Annotated in this window: 16 protein-coding genes, 1 tRNA gene and 3 pseudogenes; 11 read left to right on the forward strand and 9 right to left on the reverse strand. The window is 70.7% G+C overall.

Features of this window, described 5'->3' with window-relative positions; genetic code table 11:
• Positions 1 to 5: 5 nt before the first annotated feature.
• Both ACFWUZ_RS22680 and ACFWUZ_RS22685 read left to right on the forward strand, forming a co-directional pair.
• Positions 6 to 359 carry a PRC-barrel domain-containing protein gene (locus ACFWUZ_RS22680; RefSeq protein WP_384375682.1) on the forward strand — a complete coding sequence of 118 codons (354 nt, stop codon included), beginning with the start codon at positions 6 to 8 and terminating at the stop codon, positions 357 to 359.
• Between the two features lie 557 nt (positions 360 to 916).
• A tRNA-Met gene (locus tag ACFWUZ_RS22685) sits at positions 917 to 990 on the forward strand.
• 177 nt (positions 991 to 1,167) lie between these two features.
• Here the strand turns inward: ACFWUZ_RS22685 and ACFWUZ_RS22690 are convergent.
• The 3 genes from ACFWUZ_RS22690 to ACFWUZ_RS22700 form a co-directional block, all read right to left on the reverse strand.
• Positions 1,168 to 1,620, reverse strand: a complete 453-nt coding sequence (locus ACFWUZ_RS22690) for a DUF6069 family protein (RefSeq protein ID WP_384375685.1) — start codon at positions 1,618 to 1,620, stop codon at positions 1,168 to 1,170.
• A 364-nt stretch (positions 1,621 to 1,984) separates the two neighbouring features.
• A complete protein-coding gene (locus ACFWUZ_RS22695) occupies positions 1,985 to 2,443 on the reverse strand; it encodes a hypothetical protein (protein WP_384375688.1) in 459 nt (152 codons plus the stop codon).
• Between the two features lie 458 nt (positions 2,444 to 2,901).
• The gene (locus ACFWUZ_RS22700; RefSeq protein ID WP_384375691.1) at positions 2,902 to 3,795 is read right to left on the reverse strand and encodes a LysR substrate-binding domain-containing protein; all 894 of its coding nucleotides are present in this window, start codon (positions 3,793 to 3,795) and stop codon (positions 2,902 to 2,904) included.
• Between the two features lie 250 nt (positions 3,796 to 4,045).
• On the opposite strand from ACFWUZ_RS22700, the gene ACFWUZ_RS22705 reads away from it, so the two are divergent.
• From ACFWUZ_RS22705 to ACFWUZ_RS22725, 5 genes and pseudogenes are all read left to right on the forward strand, one after another.
• Positions 4,046 to 4,690: a hemerythrin domain-containing protein gene (locus ACFWUZ_RS22705; RefSeq protein ID WP_384375694.1), complete on the forward strand. Its 645-nt coding sequence runs from the start codon at positions 4,046 to 4,048 to the stop codon at positions 4,688 to 4,690.
• A gap of 1,208 nt (positions 4,691 to 5,898) precedes the next feature.
• Positions 5,899 to 6,210: pseudogene (locus tag ACFWUZ_RS22710) on the forward strand (glycosyltransferase); the annotation flags it as partial.
• A gap of 153 nt (positions 6,211 to 6,363) precedes the next feature.
• Positions 6,364 to 7,101, forward strand: coding sequence for an SAM-dependent methyltransferase (locus tag ACFWUZ_RS22715; RefSeq protein WP_384375764.1), 738 nt, complete (start codon positions 6,364 to 6,366; stop codon positions 7,099 to 7,101).
• Between the two features lie 150 nt (positions 7,102 to 7,251).
• Positions 7,252 to 8,133, forward strand: a complete 882-nt coding sequence (locus ACFWUZ_RS22720) for an alpha/beta fold hydrolase (RefSeq protein WP_384375697.1) — start codon at positions 7,252 to 7,254, stop codon at positions 8,131 to 8,133.
• A gap of 382 nt (positions 8,134 to 8,515) precedes the next feature.
• Positions 8,516 to 8,707: a DUF4236 domain-containing protein gene (locus ACFWUZ_RS22725; RefSeq protein WP_384375700.1), complete on the forward strand. Its 192-nt coding sequence runs from the start codon at positions 8,516 to 8,518 to the stop codon at positions 8,705 to 8,707.
• 356 nt (positions 8,708 to 9,063) lie between these two features.
• Here ACFWUZ_RS22725 and ACFWUZ_RS22730 read toward each other — a convergent pair whose 3' ends face one another.
• Together ACFWUZ_RS22730 and ACFWUZ_RS22735 are read right to left on the reverse strand one after the other, a co-directional pair.
• On the reverse strand, positions 9,064 to 9,612 hold the full coding sequence (locus tag ACFWUZ_RS22730; RefSeq protein ID WP_384375703.1) for a hypothetical protein: 549 nt from the start codon (positions 9,610 to 9,612) through the stop codon (positions 9,064 to 9,066).
• A gap of 242 nt (positions 9,613 to 9,854) precedes the next feature.
• Entirely contained in the window at positions 9,855 to 10,598 is a 744-nt protein-coding gene (locus ACFWUZ_RS22735) for a DUF4913 domain-containing protein (RefSeq protein ID WP_384375706.1), read from the reverse strand.
• A 388-nt stretch (positions 10,599 to 10,986) separates the two neighbouring features.
• Here ACFWUZ_RS22735 and ACFWUZ_RS22740 point away from each other — a divergent pair, with 388 nt between their 5' ends.
• From ACFWUZ_RS22740 to ACFWUZ_RS22750, 3 genes and pseudogenes are all read left to right on the forward strand, one after another.
• A complete protein-coding gene (locus tag ACFWUZ_RS22740) occupies positions 10,987 to 11,493 on the forward strand; it encodes a hypothetical protein (RefSeq protein WP_384375709.1) in 507 nt (168 codons plus the stop codon).
• Between the two features lie 90 nt (positions 11,494 to 11,583).
• Positions 11,584 to 12,156, forward strand: coding sequence for a dihydrofolate reductase family protein (locus tag ACFWUZ_RS22745; RefSeq protein WP_384375712.1), 573 nt, complete (start codon positions 11,584 to 11,586; stop codon positions 12,154 to 12,156).
• A 340-nt stretch (positions 12,157 to 12,496) separates the two neighbouring features.
• Positions 12,497 to 12,680: pseudogene (locus tag ACFWUZ_RS22750) on the forward strand (hypothetical protein); the annotation flags it as partial.
• An 87-nt stretch (positions 12,681 to 12,767) separates the two neighbouring features.
• On the opposite strand, the gene ACFWUZ_RS22755 reads toward ACFWUZ_RS22750, so the two are convergent.
• Positions 12,768 to 13,307 carry a putative immunity protein gene (locus ACFWUZ_RS22755; RefSeq protein ID WP_384375715.1) on the reverse strand — a complete coding sequence of 180 codons (540 nt, stop codon included), beginning with the start codon at positions 13,305 to 13,307 and terminating at the stop codon, positions 12,768 to 12,770.
• A 99-nt stretch (positions 13,308 to 13,406) separates the two neighbouring features.
• Positions 13,407 to 15,029 carry an ABC-F family ATP-binding cassette domain-containing protein gene (locus tag ACFWUZ_RS22760; RefSeq protein WP_384375718.1) on the reverse strand — a complete coding sequence of 541 codons (1,623 nt, stop codon included), beginning with the start codon at positions 15,027 to 15,029 and terminating at the stop codon, positions 13,407 to 13,409.
• Positions 15,030 to 15,413: 384 nt separating this feature from the next.
• On the opposite strand from ACFWUZ_RS22760, the pseudogene ACFWUZ_RS22765 reads away from it, so the two are divergent.
• Positions 15,414 to 16,158: pseudogene (locus ACFWUZ_RS22765) on the forward strand (MFS transporter).
• Between the two features lie 101 nt (positions 16,159 to 16,259).
• Here ACFWUZ_RS22765 and ACFWUZ_RS22770 read toward each other — a convergent pair.
• Positions 16,260 to 17,513 carry a helix-turn-helix domain-containing protein gene (locus tag ACFWUZ_RS22770; RefSeq protein WP_384375720.1) on the reverse strand — a complete coding sequence of 418 codons (1,254 nt, stop codon included), beginning with the start codon at positions 17,511 to 17,513 and terminating at the stop codon, positions 16,260 to 16,262.
• Between the two features lie 28 nt (positions 17,514 to 17,541).
• Entirely contained in the window at positions 17,542 to 17,688 is a 147-nt protein-coding gene (locus ACFWUZ_RS22775) for a hypothetical protein (RefSeq protein WP_384375723.1), read from the reverse strand.
• Positions 17,689 to 17,867: the final 179 nt, after the last annotated feature.

The following is a 17,867-nucleotide window of genomic DNA, read 5'->3' on the forward strand; positions in this document are numbered from 1 at the left end:
TTCGTATGTCTGAGAACGTGTGGGGTTACCGTGCGACGTCCGGCCGTCTGACCGGTGCCGATCTGACGGGCTACAAGGTCGAGGCGACGGACGGCTCCATCGGCAAGGTCGACAAGCACTCCGACGAGGTCGGTTCCGCGTACATCGTGGTCGACACCGGCCCGTGGATCTTCGGCAAGGAAGTCCTCCTTCCCGCGGGCACGGTCAGCCGGATCGACCCGGACGACCAGAAGATCTATGTCGACCGGACGAAGGAGCAGATCAAGAACGCTCCGGAGTTCGACAAGGAGAAGCACCTCGGTGACGCGGACTACCACCGAGAGGTCGGCGGCTACTACGACGGCCCGCACCGCCTCTGACCGTCACCAGTAAGGCCCCGGGCGGGGGCGGCAACCCCACGGTTGCCGCCCCCGCCCTCTGTCGTGCGCCGGCCGCCGGCAACGCGAGCGATTCCGTCGTCGGCCGATCGTGAGTGTCGACCCTCGAACCGCGTACGTGCGGTCTCACCCGCACGCGGCCGGGACCCGACAAGGGGCCGTGGACCGGTGAGGCAGTTGCTGGATCCACGTCCTTGGTCCCCGGACCAAGAACCCTACGCGGCGGCGGCGCCGAGGGGTTCGGCCCCGGTGTTGCACGATCACTCTGAGGGGGCCGCGTGGTGTTAACTCCATCGAGATCCTGTGAAGTTCTGAAGTCCGTTTCCGCGGGGACGGCGGTGGCTCTGCCCGCCTGCCATGGGCAAGGAACCGACGCGGGCCGACGGAGCAGCAGCGGTCCGTGGATCATCTGAGGGGGCGCCTGACCGGACGGACTGGGAGGGTGCCACGCTCGCCACCGCCACCGGCACCGGACAGCGCGCCGGTGGGGACATGCTGGCGCAGTCCAGTCCCAGAGTGCCGTAGGGTGGAGCCATCGACGCGGGGTGGAGCAGCTCGGTAGCTCGCTGGGCTCATAACCCAGAGGTCGCAGGTTCAAATCCTGTCCCCGCTACTGTTCAGAAGGGCCCGGATCCTCAAGAGGATCCGGGCCCTTCTGCTGTCCCCCCTCCCCGCCCCCGGTTCGCTTTCGGGGTCCTGGACCTGGATGCGGAAGCCTCGGCGCGGGATGGGAACGAGGCGGAACCTGCAAGGCGGCGCCTGAGGCGCAGGCGGCCAACAAGGGGCAAGCTCAGTGGTGGCGGCGGAAAAGCTGCAGCACGGTGACGACCGCCACGCCAAGGGTGAGGTGCATGAGGGCCAGAGCTGCGACGGTGCCGCCGTCGGAGCCGGACGACAGCGGGCCGGCAACCGACAGCAGTGCCAGCCCACCCCCCACGTACTGCGCGATCCGAAGGAAGGCCGGCTTCCACAGGGCCAGCAGCAGCGCAGCGCCCGTCCCGATGACCAGGGGGACCACGGAGGCGCCGATGACGCCCCCGACCGTGATCAGGTGCTCCTCGCTGCCGTCGACCACGGTGAGCGAGGCGCCGGCCAGCTCGGCGACGGCAAGCACGATCAGATTGACCACGGCCGCGCCGACCGTGCCGGTGACGAGCACCTTCCACCAGGTGGGGCCGGAACGGCGGACCGAGGGCGCGGCGGGTGCAACGGGGCCCGAGTTCGGAACGGCACTGCTCGACATGAGACTTCCCCCAACGTGTGAACTGCTGCGCTGCCGTATGGCCAGCGGCATACGAAGAAGCCTCCGACCCGAACCTCACTTGAGGTCAAGCCCTGTCCCGCCCGAGCTTGACCTGGTGCGGGGACGCGGACGGCCGTCTACCTCATGACACATCGACGGCTGCTGAGGTCAGGTGACAACAGCGCGGTTGCGGCGGGAAGGGACACCGAACGTCGCGGCCGGCTCGTGCGGTTCACGAGAGCTCCCCTCCGCGTCCGGCCCCGTAGTCCTGCGGATGACGGGGAGGGGCGGGTGGGCGGCCCAGCATGTGCTGGGCGCGGCCCGCCCGACAACCTGCCGTCGCCGTCGAGCGGCGACACCTGGGTCAGGGCGCTGCCCGGCGCAAGGACAGGGCGAAGGCGCAGGTGGTGACGGTGAGGACGGCGATCGGCGGAGGGGGCAGCAAGAGGGCTGCTATCGCCAGGCCTGCGAGTGAGGTGGCGAAGAGCGTCCACACGAAGGCGGTGCGCCGCTCGACCAGGGTGGGGGAGTGCCGGGCGGCGAACAGGGCAAGGAGCGCGCAGGAGATGACGAACAGGGCCATGACGGAACTCATGCCGTTGACGAGGTCGAGGGTGCTGCGTTCCAGGCCCAGCAGCGTCATGCTCGCTGCTCGCATGGCTGCGGAGGAGGCCTCTTGCTCCGGGGTCGGCTCGCCCCAGGCTGCTGCGGCGGCAAGGGCGAGGTGGCCCGTACCCAGCAGCACAAAGCCACCGGCCCCGACCCTGAAGGGTCGCAGCGGCTCGGGCCTGTGCTTGAGAACGGAGGGGGCGGTGGCGCTCATCGTGACTCCTTGAGGCTGGTCCGACCACCCTCTACATCCGTAGAGGGGGGAGGCGAGTCAGACTCTACACCTGTAGAGGCCTGAGGTGGGGGGAGACCCGCCCCCAGGCGCCGACCGGTGAAGGGGAGATGGGCGAGGTCGCTCCGGTCCAGCCGTAGGAACGGGTGGCCCTGTCCACCGGCGAGGCATCCGCCGCGGCCCGAAGCGATGACTCGCACCGCTGCCAGGGTCGTCCCGTACGCGGAGCCCGCTGGGGTGGGCAGGCCTTACGCCGTGGGGCCGGACCGGGAGCGGAGAGCCAGTCGCCGGACCGTACGCCGGTGACGCGCAGGAGCGAGAGGCCGACAAGGCCTGGATCCGGGAGCGGCCCTGTGGGAGCGAGATCGCTGCGCGACCGATGTGCGGCGGGAAACGGCCTGGGGACCGGCACGGACGTCCGCCTGACGCCGCACGTCGGATCAGAAGCGGAACATGCCCAGGTCGCGCACCGTGTCGGCCAGAGCGCGGATGAGGTCGTTTTCGGCTTCGGTCCGCCAGACCAGAGCGAAGTGCATGGTTGCCATGTCGGGGAGGGCGAGCCATCGAATGTTCGACATGCCCCAGTACCTGGTGACATGGCCGGGGAAGGTGTGGATGATGTCGCCCATGCCGACGTGGCTGATCAGTTGATCGGAAGTGTCCGATGCCGCGGACGGTATGCGCTCGATCGGCCGGCCTCGTGGGGTGTGGAAGGGCAGGTAGCTGTCCTCCCAGTAGTCCGGCAGGCCGTGGGCGGTGCCGTGCGGGAAGTCGGCGAGCAGCTCCAGTGGCACCGCGTCACGTTTCGCGAGCCAGTGGTCGGCGGCCACGGCGAGGATCCGCGAGTCCGTGCACAGGGTCGGTCCGACGGTGAAGTCCGGCTCTTCCACCGGCAGCCAGGCGACCAGGACGTCCATGGCACCGCTGCGGAGCTGACCGAACACATCGGTGAAGGTCGCCTGACGGATCTGGAGTCCGCATTGGGGGTGCCGCGCGCGGAACGCCTTCCAGTAGGGGTGCAGATCGCCGACGTTGAAGGGCATCAGGTTGACGCGGAGCTGTGCGGTGATGCCGCGGGCTGCCAGCTGCGCCCGTTCCAGCGAATCGTGCAGGCCCGCGTAGACCGGTTGCAGATCGTCGCGGAACTGGCGTCCGACCTCCGTCAGGTGCACCGTGCGGCTGGTGCGGGCGAACAGCTGGGCGCCGATGCGCCGCTCCTGCTTCTTGATGGCCTGGCTGACGCGCGCCTGGGAGACGTGCAGCCGCTGTGCGGTCCGGCCGAAATGCAGCTCCTCGGCCAGCACCAGGAAGATCTCGATGTCGCGTAGCTCCACCGGCCCAGGCCCTTCGTCGATAACCCAGCGGTTATCGAACCGCGCGCAAATGTTCCTTGATCATACGTGCGAACGGCAAGATCGTTTGGGGCATGAAGTCACGCGTGCAGAAGCCCCCGTGCATCCGGTCGGACGGGACGAGGTGTCGCCCCGGCGCCTTCGTCCCGGTGTCGGCGCTACTCGCTTTCCGTCACGTCGGTGCCGGGGCCGGTGAGTTCGCCGGAACGTCCTGGGGCTCCTGGAACTGCCCGTGAGCGATGCCATCGATCTGACCGTGATGTACGCGATGCACGATGCCCTGCGCCGGGAACTGGCCCATCTGGACCGGGTCACCACCTCCGTGGACCGTGACCCACGGCAGGTGCTGGCCACCGCGGCCGGATGGGAGTTGTTCAAGAAGGCTGTCCACGCCCACCACGCGGCCGAGGACGACGCGCTGTGGCCTTCGTTGCGGCGGAATCTGGCGGGCCGGCCGAAGGATCTGGCGCTGCTGGAGGTGATGGAGGCCGAGCACGCCGCCATCGACCCGGTGATCCGGGCCATCGACGAGGCGCTGACCGACCCCGGCGGTGACCTGCTGCGGTTGGGCCAGCTCGCCGACGCGCTGGTCTGCGGCCTGGCCCGGCACCTCAAGCACGAGGAGGAAGCGGCCGTCCCTCTGATCCAGCGGATGCTCACAGCCGAGCAGTGGGACCACTTCGGGCGGGTCCATGCCCAGCACCTCGACCAGGACGCACCGCTGCTGATGCCGTGGCTGCTGGACGGCGCCGACGCATCGACGGCACAGAGGCTCCTCGCGCGGCTGTCCGAACCCGCCTACTCCGCCTGCACCGCCCGGTGGATCCCCGCGTACGCCGTACTCGACCGCTGGTCCACGGGCGGCAGTACGGGCTGACGCAGTTTCACGCGCCGCCCTGTCCGTGGCGCGTCGGCCGACGGGAGCACACCTTCGCGGCGTCCCCGACGAACGAGCCACTCATCACGAAAGCCATCACCTTGTCCGCACCTGAATCTGTACATGTCATACAGCTCCAGAGCGTGTCGGTCGCCGATGCCGCCGCGTGGCGGCCCGAGGCCGACCTGCTGCAGATGGCCGATGCCGGCCACCCCGGATACCGGCTTGTCCACTGGACCGGCACGGTTCCCGACGAGTTCGCAGACGCTTCGCCGTGGCCAAGAACGCCATGAACGACCTGCCCGTCGGCGCCCGCCAACTGCCCTGGGTCCGCTGATCGCGCTGATCGCAGCCGCCCGACCCAGAAGCTGCCCCAAGGGGCCCGGGGCGAGACCCGGAAACCCCGGGACCCTGCCGTACCATCGCCGGCCGAAGCCGGCATCCACAGGAATGAGAGACACGACATGCGTGTGCTGTTGATGGCGTACGGATCGCGCGGCGACATCGCGCCACTGGCGGGGCTGGCGGCCCAGCTGCGGCAGGACGGCGCGGAGGTACGCGTATGCGCGCCGCCGGACCAGGAGTTCGCAGAACTCCTGGCCGGTGTCGGCGCGGAACTCGTGCCCTTCGGGAGGGACGTGCGCGCACTGCGGACGGGAGCGCCGCCGTCGGACGCGGCCGCGTTCGCGGCCGAGCTGGTCGCCGCGCACTTCGACACGGTCGGCAAGGCGGCCGAGGACTGTGACGTGCTGGTGGCGAGCGGCCTCATGCCGGCGGGAGCCCGCTCGGTGGCCGAGAAACTGGGCATCCGCTACGTGTACGCGGGCTTCCACCCCTTCGAGATGCCCTCCGCGCACTACCGACCGTCGTCGCGGCCCGGCCCGCCTGTTCCGCCCGACATGACCGACAACCAGGCCCTGTGGGACCTGGACGCCCAGAAGGTCAACGCCCTTTACCTCCGGCCCCTCAACGCCCACCGCGCGGCCATCGGTCTTGCCCCGGTGGACAACGTTCGCGACCACGTCTTCACCGACCGGCCGTGGCTGGCGGTGGACCCGGTCCTGGGCCCGTGGCAGCAACTGACGAACCTCGACCTCGTACAGACCGGTGCATGGATCCTGCCCGACGAACGCCCCCTGCCCGCCGACCTGGAGGGCTTCCTGGACGCCGGCACCCCACCGGTGTACATCGGGTTCGGCAGCATGCCCATGAGCACAGCCGCCGACATCGCCGGGACGGCGGTGGCGGCGGCCCGCGCGCAGGGCCGCCGCGTGCTCGTCTCCCGCGGCTGGGCAGACCTGGGCCTGGTGGACGACTCGGACGACTGCTTCGCCGTCGGGGACGTCAACCACCAGTCACTGTTCCGCCGGGTCGCGGCCGTAGTCCACCACGGCGGCGCGGGAACCACGACCACCGCTGCCCGGGCCGGTGCACCCCAGGTGGTGGTACCCCAGTTCGTGGACCAGCCGCACTGGGCGGTCCGCGTGGCCGACCTGGGCATCGGTGCGGCACACGACGGCCCGACCCCGACCTTCGAGTCCCTGTCAGCCGCGCTCAGGACCGCCCTGGCCCCTGAGACGGAAGCACGAGCCAAGGCCCTCGCCGACACCATACGCACCGACGGGGCCGCAGTGGCCTCGAAGCTGCTCCTCGAATCGGGGGACGCCGAGCCGGTGAGCCGCGAACAGATCTCCATGATCGCCCATACCGACCACCCCATAAAGTCTCCGCTCCACGACGACTCGGTCAGCCGACTGCTCGAACGCGGTCTCCCGAGGGGCGACGAGCGGGTGCTCGACCTCGGATGCGGCACCGCGGAATGGCTTCTGCGCGCCCTGGCGACGCGCCCCCACCTGCACGCCGAGGGCGTCGACGTCTCGGAACCCGCCCTGAAGCAGGCCCGCCAGGCAGCGAGCGGACTCGGCGTCGGCGAACGCCTGGCCCTCCACCGACAGGAGGCCGCGGACTTCGTCTCTGCTCAGCCGTTCGACCTGGTGATCAGCGTCGGCGCCACGCACGCCTTCGGCGGCCTTCTCCCCACCCTCGCGGCGGCCCGCAAGCACCTGGCTCCCGGCGGCCGCGTTCTGATCGGTGAGTCGTTCTGGGACCGCGCCCCCTCACCAGCGGCCGTCGAGATGTTCGGTGACCTCGCCGACCTGGCGACCACGGTGGACCGGGTCGTCGCCGACGGCTGGACCCCCGTCCACGGCCATGTCAGCACCCGCAGTGAGCTGGACGCCTACGAGTGGGCTTGCTGGGGCTCGCTCGCCTCGTGGGCCCTGGACCACCGGGACGATCCGGCCGCCGCACAGGTACTGGAGACCGCCACCGCCCAGCGTTCGCAGTGGCTGCACGCATACCGGGACAGCTTCGGATTCCTGTGCCTGGTCCTGCGACGGACATCGGACTGATCGCGCAGCGCTGTCGGCAGGGCAGCAGTGCAGGCGATCTCTCCCCCCAGAATGTGTGAGGAGTGCGACCACGTGGGCCCGTTCCCCGGCCCTGGGTCGCCTCGCCACACCGCAACCCATGGCCGACCCCGTACCGCGGGCGGCCGGAAAGTGAGTACACCCGTGCAACCGACCTTCGTACTGGTCCACGGAGCCTTCGCGAACTCCTTCTCCTTCGCCCCTCTCCAGGCCGAACTGGGCCTGCTCGGGCACCGTTCGGTCGCCGTCGACCTCCCCGGTCACGGCTTCCAGGCGACCTTCACCCGCGCCTACCAGGCGCCTCAGGACCCAGAGGGGCTCGCCACCGCGCCCGGCTCGATCAAGGGCGTGACGCTCGCCGACAACGTCGCGCACCTGATCGGGATCCTGGAACGGGCCAAGCGGAACGGTCCCGTGATCCTCGTCTCCCACAGCCGCGGCGGGGTGACGGCCACGGCCGCGGCCAACGCGCGCCCGGACCTGATCGACCGCATCGTCTACGTCTCGGCCTGGTGCCCGGTCCGGCTCGACATCGGTGCCTACTACGCCGAGCCGGAGATGGCCGGGGTCGATCCCGCTGCCTTCGCTTCGGCTCTGGCCGGGAACCCTGCCGAACTCGGCCTGCTCCGCGTCAACTTCCGCACCGCGAACCCGGATTCGCTCGCGGCGTTCAAGGCGGCCTTCTTCGCCGACGGCACCGACGAGGAGTTCCTCACGTTCCTGAACACCTTCCAGCCCGACGAGAACCTGGACGCCGGTGGCTCCGCCGACCGGGCGCAGGCCGCGACCTGGGGCCGCATCCCCAAGACCTACATCCGGCTGGCCGACGATGCGAGTCTGCCCCTCGCCCTGCAGGACCGGCTGATCCGGGAGGGCAACGAGCTGACGCCCGACAACCCGTACGACGTGCGCACACTGGAGGGCAGCCACCTGAAGTGGCTGGTCGCCCCCGCACCTGCGGCCCGCGCTCTGGCTGAACTCGCCACGCTTCAGGTCCCCTACGCTCAGGCGTGATCGGGTCGGCGTAGGGGCCCGGCGGTGGTGCGACGACGAACGAGCGCCGACGTGGGCGCATCCCCCCCCCCGCACCGCGGGCGGACGCCGCTGCCGGGTGACAGACTCCGCCGAAGCCGTCACCCGGGCTCCGGCTGCGGCGCGGTCTTCACCGAGGTGCCGGTCGATCCCTGCTGCCGTCAGGGCCGCCTCCCTGCCCTCCGGAGACCTCACCCCGCCGGCCTGCCGCAGAGACGCTCGCTCGATTCGGTCAGCACCGCCGGAGTCGGCCGGCGGCGCATGGAACGGGCCGCGCCGGACACACGAGTGCCAACTGGCCTGAACACACGAACAGTCGGGCCGCCCCCGTCCCTACACATACGCAGCGAGGAAGTGAGGCATCATGCCGCTGACATTCCGCAAGAGCTTCAGGATCCTGCCCGGCGTCCGGCTCAACATCAACCGCAAGTCGTGGTCGATCACCACTGGCGGCGGCAAGTACGGCCCCCGCCGTACGCACAGCAGCACCGGGCGCCGCACCACTTCGGTGGACCTGCCCGGCCCCTTCGGCTGGCGCAAGACGAGCCGCCGCTGACCCGCGAGATGCGCGCCACGTGCACGAGCCCCCGGCCGGACAGGACGGGGGCTCGTGGGGCGTGGCGCCTGGCCGGGTGACCTGGGAAAGCGGGTGCTTCGAGCGGTCCGGAGGTTCACGTCTGCCGTGACCGTGCAGGTCTCCCGCTGAAGGCAACTGTCCACCCAACGGTTCAGCCCCCTCCCGTCCCCTCCCACGGCGTGCGGGCCACCACATCGCCGAGGGATCTCCCGACGAGGCGGACTCCGACGGCGTGGCGCCGATCGTGGCGTCCGGGCCCCTGCCGGGCCCGGACCGGGGACCGTGTGCGTAGGAGCTGAGCGACGGCGGCCACCTGGTCTGCTCCTGCGCTGTGGTCAGTCGGCGCGCGGAGCGCGCTGGGGTGCGGGGTCGGTGTCCAGGAGTGCCCACAGGCGCCGACCGTCCTCTCCCGTATCGGCACCGCATCCGACGACGGAGCGTACGGCCGCGAGTTCACCAAGGACGGCTTCGACGCCAGAGCCGTCGGCGGCGTGATGGCTGAGGACCATCACCAGAATCCGCTGATCCTGGTCGGCGAGATGAATGCTGACACGACGGCCTCCGTCGGCGACCGCCGTGCTGACCAGCCGGTGCACGACCTTCTCGAGGTCCGCGGCATCCAGGCGCGGGTATCCCCAGCCACGCACGACCGACAGTGCCTTGGCGGTGGTTTTCCTCGCCGCCCACGGATCGGAGCGGTGGGTCAGCGCGGCAGTGCGCCGGTTGCGGACCGCCATCCGCATCCGCCCCTGCCCGACCATGCCTTTGGGCTTCGTCGCGGGCTGCGGTCGCGGAGCCTCCACCGGCTTCTTCTGCGGCGGTGGCGACTTCGGTGGATGGGACGGAGGCAGTTGCGGGCCCCGCGCCTCGACGGCATCGTTCATCCAGCCCACGCTACGCCTGCGCGTGCACGTGTGGTACGGGACCAGCAGAATGACCTCCCGTCAAACTCCGCCGGGTTGACGGGCGTTCGGATTGTCTTGCAAACGGGTTTCAGCAGTTGGGCCATGGTGATCGCGGGGCGAGCGGAGCCGCGTCCATAGCCCGCTCGGTGTGCGCCCTGATCCACCGTGGGCGGCGGATCGTCGGGCGGCGGGGCAGGCGGAGATCTCGCTCCCGTCTCGGGTCACGGGGCCGGGTCGTACGGGTCCACCGGCAGGGGGGCGAACGGTGTCTGGGTGTGGCCCTTGGGCGAACAGGCGGCGAACGGCCCCTGCTGGGGGTCCATCAGGATGCGCAAGTGCGGATCGGCGTGCTGGATCCACCACGTTGTCATGCCGAGGCCCGAGTCATGACGCAGATGTTCCCAGGCCAGCCAGAGCGCGGACAGCCGTGCCCCCGCCTCGACATGCTCCCACCAGCGCGGGCACCACGTGGCGGTCGTGCCGTCCAAGGGGCGGCGGATGGTGTGGGCCAGGTAGCCGGTGACGAAGTCGAAGACGTCGGCGAAGTAGAACTCGGCCTGACCGTCGTGGACCTCCGAGGCCGGCATCGGGAAGACCGAACGCGGTTCGCGCGGTGGCTTGGGCGGCGAGTACGCCCTCAGTAGCGAGTCCAGAGCCGTGTCACGCTTCCGAAGCTCCTTCAGGATCCAGTGCTGTAGCTGCTCCTGCAGCTCGGCGACCTCGGCGTATGCGTCCGCCTCCAGGGAGTCGACGAGCCGCTGCCTCCAGGCGTCCAACTGCCCGGCGTGGTGTTCTTCTTCGTGCGCCGACCGTGCGCCGGCCAAGAAGAAGGTCAGGGTCATGTGGTGATGCCGCTTCCACTCCTCGCCCGCGGCCTCCGCGGTGACCTTCGCCGCTACTCGCTGCGCGTGTTCGGCCGCTGAGCTGTCCGTGGAGCCGGTGTTCTCGTTCGCTGCTTCGTTCATGGGCTGACAATAGCTTATTATCGTCTAAGTGACGTTAAGGGAAAATTGGCCCGTCGTATGGCCCAGTGCCCGCCCGGCCTTCGACCGCGGGGGCTACAGGCAGAGGAACGGTGTGGAACGTGGAGTCAACTCGCCATATGGGGGAGTGTTCCGCCGAGGTGTTCTCGCCGACCTCGGCGGCAGGGGCCGCCGACCGAGTCATCGTCGATGGCGAGGGGACACCGACGCTCGCCCCGGGCTTGCCCGCACAGCTCGTGCCCGGCACCGACCCTGCGCTGCACTCCTTCGACCGGGCCGCAGGTGTGCTGCCGGCCGACCTGGCCGGGCTGGGTCCGGTGGCGAGTGGCCGGCGGCAGCACTCGTCGGCCTTGACCAGGGGGGCGGCCCGGTGGACGTGCTGGCGTTCCTGGATCGCGTCGACCCGGCGCTGCTGACCCCGTCCACGGCGCCGATCGAGGCGCTCCGCGCGTTCGCCGCCTTCCTGCGGGCCACCGAGGACGCCGCCGGACCGCTCTGCTTCGGCGACGCCTTGGTGTACGGGCGGATCCCCGTGACGGCCGCCGACCGCTGGATCGTGGCCGGCGGCGGGGACCACGCCCTGGCCACGGCCGAGGCCCTTCCCGGCGGGAACCCGGCTGCCCGGGTCACCGTGGTCGCGGGTGCCGTCGAAACGGCAGCGGTCAGCACGGCACGGTACGTCGATCTGTGGACCCGCCATAGCGCGGCCGACGGTGGTGACGGACGGCTGGAGTTCCGTACCGGTGCCGAGCCCGGCCCGCTCAACCGTCCGGTCCCACTGCGCACGGAACCGTTCCAGGTGCACATGGCATGGCCGAGGTCGTCGGACAAGGGGCGGGCGACGACCGATGAGTTCCGCCACGATCCACAGTCATAGATCATGAGAGCTGCACCGCAGCCACAGGGTGGCCGAAGCGTGCACCGGCCGCACCCTCGAGAACAGACACGAGACACAGAGGAACCTGAGATGCGTACCCTGATCAGCAGTGCCTTCATTTCGCTCGACGGCGTGGTGGAGGGCCCGGGAGGCGAGCCCGGTTACCGGAACTCCGGCTGGACCTTCAAGGACGTCGAGTTCCTCCCCGAGGCCTTCGAGATCAAGGGCCGGGAGCAGAAGGAAGCCTCCGCGATCCTGCTGGGCCGGACCAGTTACGAGGAGTTCAGCCAGGTGTGGCCCGACATGGAGGACTTCGCGGACTACAAGGTGATGCCGAAGTACGTCGTCTCCACCACCCTCGGCGAGGAAGACCTGGTGTCGAACTGGGGCGAGACGACGATCCTGCGCTCGCTCGACGAGGTCGCCGCGCTGAAGGAGACCGAGGGCGGCCCGATCATCGTCCACGGCAGCGCCTCCCTGAACCAGGCCCTTTCGGACGCCGGCCTGATCGACCGTTACCACCTGATCGTCTTCCCGCTGCTGCTCGGCGCGGGCAAGCGACTCTTCAGCGCCACCGACAAGGACACCCAGAAGCTGAAGCTCGTCGAGCACGAGGCCTACGCCAACGGCCTGCAGAAGAACGTCTTCGACGTCGTCCGCTAAAGCTTCCGCGCTCGCCCCGCCGTGACACGGAGCCGGGCCCGGTAGATGGTCACGGTCCACGCCCCTGCTCGAAGCGGCTGATGCACCGCTCGACCGTGCTGCGCTGTTGTATGCCGCACGGTCGACGGTGGTGGCCTGCCGTCACGGCGCCTCGACGCAGTCGGTGGCCCCGCTGATCCGCGGGGACAGGGATCACCACGCGGCTACCGCGCTCACGACCGGGAAGTCCACCGACACGACCCACATCAGAGCTCCGTCAGCGTCGGCCGTCAGCGCGGCGCACGCACGCTCCAGGTGCCGCCCACGGCCCACATCGGCGGGCCGGTCGCCAGACGCCCGCGGTGAGGGCCGGCCGCCGGCCGCGGACGTTCCCTTCGCCGAGACGAAGGACCTCGTCGCCGGCTGGATGACCACCGACATGGACGGCTACGAGAGCGCGCCGTCGAGCTGTCGGCCGCCCCGGGGCCGGCGGCAGGCACATCCGCGCGTGGCTGGAGGTCCGCGCGTTCCTGGCCGCGCCACCGCAGCGGCCCGAGTCCGGTCGGCGGGTTCCCCCGGATCGCGGCACGGCCCTGTGCCCCGATCCAGGGCACGGGGGCGGTCGCATGGGATCAACGGGGCGCGCGGAGCGCGGCGTCCAAGGCGGACATGAGCTGTGCCACTCGATTCCTGCCGGTCGGGGCGGAGGGGTACCGGCACAGGACGGAGATCAGCGCGGGTGTGGCGCGTTGCCGGGCCTGCTCGATCTGCAGCTCCGCGACGGCGGGGTCGTCGCCCGCGGTCAACTCCGCGACGCGGGCGGCAGTCGCGGCGGCGCGCAGGATGTGGCCCACCTGGGTGGCCCGCGCAATCGGGTGCAGGTACGCGGCGGCCGCGGCGTCGCCGGCGGACCGCGCCGCGAGGAGCGCGGTTTCGGTCCCCGCCTCCTTCGCGGCCCGGTGGGCCTCCAGCGACGCGACGCGTTGCAGGTTGCTCCTCCTCGCACCGTTGACGAACTCCCAGGCGGCCTCCACGGCGGCGCGTGGACGGGAATCACCGGGAACGGCCGCCTCGAACACCGGGAGGACCTCCTGAGCGCTCTCCACCGCGTAGCGCGTCACGACGCGCAACTCGTCCATGGTCAGGTCGAAATCACCGGATGAGGTCGTCATGGCCCCGATCCTTTCACCCGCTGCGCAGGCCGACCACGAAACTCCGGCCGGCCCGTCGGCCCGTCACTGACGGGGACGGGTACAGATACGGGTACGGGTTCACCGGGCCCGGGCCACCCGCCGCTCGTCCCACACCGGCTCCGAGGTCTCCCGGACCACGCCGTCCGCGCCGAAGACCAGGTACCGGTCGAAGCTCCTCGCGAACCAGCGGTCGTGGGTGACCGCGAGCACCGTGCCCTCGTAGGAGTCCAGGCCCTCCTGGAGCGCCTCAGCCGACTCCAGGTCCAGGTTGTCGGTCGGCTCGTCCAGGAGGAGGGCGGTCGTGCCGGCCAGCTCCAGCAGCAGGATCTGGAAGCGCGCCTGCTGCCCGCCGGACAGCTTCTCGAAGGGCTGGTCGCCCTGGCGTTCCAGCTCGTACCGGCGCAGTACCGACATGGCGCCGCCCCGGTCCTTGGCGTGCTCCGCCCACAGGATGTCGACGAGGGTGCGCCCGAGGAGCTCGGGGTGGGCGTGGGTCTGCGCGAAGTGGCCCGGCACGACGCGGGCGCCGAGCTTCCACCGCCCGGAGTGCGCCACTGACGGGTCTCCCGCGAGGAGCCTCAGGAAATGGGACTTCCCGGAGCCGTTGGAACCGAGGACCGCGACCCTCTCGCCGTAGAAGACCTCCAGCGAGAACGGTTTCATCAGCCCGGTCAACTCGACGTCCTCACAGGTCACCGCCCGTACGCCGGTACGTCCGCCGCGCAGCCGCATGGTGATCTCCTGCTCGCGCGGCGGTTCCGGCGGGGGCCCGGCCTCCTCGAACTTCCGCAGCCTCGTCCGGGCCGCTTGGTAGCGGGAGGCCATCACGTCGCTGCGCGACGCGTACTGCTGCATGTCCGACACGAGCTTCTTCAGCTGGGCGTGCTTCTCGTCCCAGCGGCGCTTCAACTCCTCGAAGCGGGCGAAGCGCTCCCGGCGCCCCTCGTGGAAGGTGGCGAAGCCGCCACCGTGCACCCACACGTCCGCGCCCGCGGGGCTCGGTTCGAGGGCGACGATCTTCTGCGCGACGCGGGCGAGCAGTTCCCGGTCGTGCGAGACGAACAGGACGGTCTTGCGGGTCTCCTTGAGCTGCTCCTCCAGCCAGCGCTTGCCGGGCAAGTCGAGGTAGTTGTCCGGCTCGTCCAGCAGCAGGACCTCATCGGGACCGCGGAGCAGCGCTTCCAGGACGAGCCGCTTCTGCTCCCCGCCGGACAGGGTCCGCACCTGCCGGAAGCGTGCCTTCTCGTACGGCACGCCCAGCGCGGCCACGGTGCACATGTCCCAGACGGTCTCCGCCTCGTACCCGCGGGCCTCCACCCAGTCGCTCAGTGCCTGCGCGTAGGCCATCTGGGCGTTCTCGTCGTCGACCGTCATGATCAGGTGTTCGGCCGCGTCCACTCCGGCCGCCGCCTCCCTGATCCGCGGCTGCGCGACGGAGACCAGCAGGTCGTGCACCGTCCGCTCGTCCCGTACGGAGCCGACGAACTGCTGCATCACGCCGAGCCCGCCGCTGACGGCGACCGTGCCGCCGTGCGGCCGGAGTTCGCCGGAGATCAGCCTCAACAGGGTGGTCTTGCCCGCGCCGTTGGCACCGACCAGGGCGACCACGGCACCCTCGCCCACCCGGAACGATACGTCGCCGAGCAGCACCCGCCCGTCCGGCAGGTAGTACTGGAGGTGGCCCGCCTCTACATGTCCCATGCGGCAGCATTCTTCGCTCCGCGTGAACGAGGGGCAACGCATTTCAGGCCTCGGAGGCCCTCCGGCGCCGCGATCCGGCCCCAGGGCGTCAGCGCAGGGCCGCCTTCTCCGCCTCCGTCCGCAGGGCGCCCATCACGCGCCCGACGGTCTCCTGCACCTCGCCCACCGGAGCCGCGTAGCCGATGAGCCCCTGTCACGGGCCATTCGGCGGAGGTCGGCCTGCCTGCCTACCGCCTTCCCGCGACCCCGGCTCCGCGGAACTCCCTCCGCGACACGGCAGACCTGTACGGCGCAGTCCGACGTGCCGGTGATGGCCCGGGTGTCTTGACTGGGGGCGTGGACAGTGACCAGCAGCCTTCTGCCGTGGCGTACCGAAATCTGATCATGGCGACGGTGGGGTTCGGGCTCACGTTCTGGGCGTGGGACCTGATCGCTCCGCTGGCAGCCGGGTACAAGGACCGGCTGGGCCTCAGCTCCTTCCAGCAGTCCCTGCTGGTCGCGATCCCGGTCCTGGTCGGCTCCCTGGGACGCATCCCGGCGGGTGCCCTCACCGACCGCTACGGCGCCCGGCTGATGTTTCCGCTGGTGTCCGCCCTCACCATCGTCCCGGTGCTCCTGCTGATCCCGGTCAAGGACGACTACGCGTTGCTCCTGGTGGTCGCCCTCCTGCTCGGCCTGGGCGGGACCACGTTCGCGATCGGTGTCCCCCTGGTCAATTCCTGGTTCCCGCCCGGGCGGCGCGGCTTCGCACTCGGCGTGTTCGGCATGGGCACCGGAGGCGTGGCCCTTTCGGGCTACTTCACCCCGCGCATCGCCGCGCACGGCGAGGACCTGCCCTTTGTCGTGGTGGCCGTCGCGCTTGCGGTGTATGGCGGCCGGACTCGGTGCCGCCGGCGGCAGCGTCTTCGCCCTGGTCTCCCAGGTCACTCCGCAATCCCAGGTGGGCAGTGTCACAGGCATCGTCGGGGCCGTCGGCGGCCTCGGTGGATTCGTGCCCCCGCTGCTGATGGGCGCCATCTACAGCGCCAAGGGCTCGTACTCGATCGGCTTCATGCTGCTCTCCGACCTCGCCCTCGCCGGATGCGTGTACGCGTACGGCCGCATGCGTACCCTGCGCGTGAGCCGGTGAGCCGGTGATCCGGCCACGGCGGCGGCAGGCTCCCCCGCTCAGCGCTGCGGACCCGGCTCGGCTGCCGGTCTGACCTCCGCCACCGGACGGCCGAGCGCCCGTCAGGCGAGGACGGTCGAGCGCAGCTTCCGGGCCCGGAGCACCAGCTCCAGGGCGAAGCGCTGATCGTGGTCGTCCAGCGCGTCACCCCACAACTCCCTCAGCTGGCGCATCCGGTAGCGGACCGTCTGGGGGTGGACGCCGATCCGCGCCGCCACCTCCGCGGCGCCACCCCGGGTCTGGAGCCAGGCCAGCAGTGTGTCCGCGAGCCGCTCTGCGTGGCCCGGCCTGCAGGCCGCCAGCGGTGCGAGGCAGCTGGTGGCCAGGTCGTCGATCAGTTCGGCGGGGGGCAGCAGGAGCAGCGCCGTGGTGTGTTCGGTGCAGTCGAGCAGACCACGGGAGGGCAGGGCCCCGGCCGTGATGAGCCCGACCGCCGTTTGCGCCCAGTGCAACGACCGTGCCGCCTGGGCCAGCGGTACGGTCGGCCCCAGCGCGCCGCTCCAGCCCGGGAGCGCCTGGCGCAGCGCGTCGGCCCGGCCGGCCGGGGCGGGGGAGGGGACGACCAGCCGGGGTTGCTCGCTCTCCCAGTCGAGCAGGATGCCGGTGCTGAACTCCGGTGGCAGGAGCGCCTTCTCGTTGCGTTTGAGGACTGCGACGGCGACCGTTTCGGGGAGCCGCCAGCCGATGTTGGCGGCGTACTGGGCCGTCGCCCTGGGGTCGGCGGGCTGGTCCGTGAGCAGCAGCTCGACCAGACGGCGCTGGCGGCGGAGCCGTTCGCCGGCGGCCAGGGACTCGTTGCCGAGGTGGTCCCGGGCCGCGTCGATCACCAGCGCTTCGATGTAGTCGAAGCCGGCCTCGGCCAGCTCGTACATGGCGGCGGGCGGGATCCCCACTCCGTCCGCGATCTCGGTGAGCCGGCGCCAGGACACCCGGGCCCCGAAGCGGTAGACCGCCCGCATGAAGTCGAGAGCCCGGCCGGGCAGGGTCTCGCGCCGGTCGAGGGAGGCGGCGACCTCGCGGAAACGTATGCCGCCGTCTCCCGAGATCTGCGGGCCGCCGGCCGCCCGGACGCTCTCGACGAAGGGGCCGAGGGCCTGCCTGATCCGGGTGAGGACCCCCGAGACTCCGTCGTCGTCGTAGATCTCCACGATCTGCGGGAACTGGGCGTGGATCTGCTGCATCACCTCGACCGAGAGCGTGGGGATCTCGGCGGAGGCGAGGCGGATGAACCGCTCGGTGTCGGCGGCGCTGACGGTGCTCCACACGGAGGCCGACCGCAGTGCGACGGTCGGAGCGGGATCGGTTCGTACGCTCATGCGGGCAGCCTCCCTGGGTGCGCCGAGATCAGCCGGTGAAGGACACGAGCGGCGCATCGGGCTGGGCGGGAGCGGCGGTCGCCACGGCGACCAGGCCGAGCGCGGCGGCGACGGCGAGGACCGCCCCGGTGGCGGCGCTGAGGGCGACGGCGAGAACGGGGTGTCGGGTACGCATGGCTGCGGATCGTCCCTTCGTGGGCCCCGCGCGAGCGGGGCGGAACAGCAGGCGACACCATTCGCACCGGCCCGGTCCCGTGCCCGCACAGTTTTGCCCTGGCGTTGACAATCCGTCAAGGGGGGACCTACGGTTCCGCGCTCAGGGGATGTACACGGGGCCTGCCTCACTCTCGGCAG

The sequence above is a fragment of the Streptomyces sp. NPDC058646 genome (assembly GCF_042716875.1).
Classification (GTDB): Bacteria; Actinomycetota; Actinomycetes; order Streptomycetales; family Streptomycetaceae; genus Streptomyces.